Source organism: Priestia sp. SIMBA_032 (assembly GCF_046535215.1).
In the GTDB taxonomy this organism is placed as follows: domain Bacteria; phylum Bacillota; class Bacilli; order Bacillales; family Bacillaceae_H; genus Priestia; species Priestia aryabhattai.
In genome coordinates, this window is the sequence record NZ_JAWRXD010000084.1 from 1 (window position 1) to 590 (window position 590).

Here is a 590-nt window from a genome sequence, read left to right on the forward strand (position 1 = left end):
AGGTGCACATGTGAAAGTACTTGAAGATATTAAGAAGCAAGGATATGTTCGTGTACGTGTTGATGGTGAAATGCTTGATGTGTCTGAAGAGATTACGTTAGATAAAAATAAGAAGCATTCTATTGAAGTTGTAATTGACCGTATTGTTGTAAAAGAAGGAATCGCAAGCCGTCTTGCTGATTCACTTGAAAGTGCATTAAAGCTTGGCGGAGGCCGAGTTTTAATCGATGTAATGGGAGAAGAGGAACTTCTATTTAGTGAACATCATGCTTGTCCGCATTGTGGTTTTTCAATCGGAGAATTAGAGCCGCGTATGTTCTCATTCAACAGTCCGTTCGGAGCTTGTCCTTCTTGTGATGGACTTGGTTCAAAGTTAGAGGTAGATTTAGAACTTGTTATCCCGAACTGGGATTTATCATTAAATGAACATGCGATTGCACCTTGGGAACCGACAAGTTCACAATACTATCCACAACTTTTACAATCTGTATGTAATCACTACGGCATTGATATGGATATGCCTGTGAAAGATATACCGAAAGATTTATTTGATAAAGTGTTGTATGGAAGCGGGGAAGAGAAGGTTTATT

Annotated in this window: 1 pseudogene; it reads left to right on the forward strand. The window is 38.8% G+C overall.

The features are described 5' to 3' along the window. Positions 1–590: pseudogene (locus SB717_RS33415) on the forward strand (excinuclease ABC subunit UvrA); the annotation flags it as partial.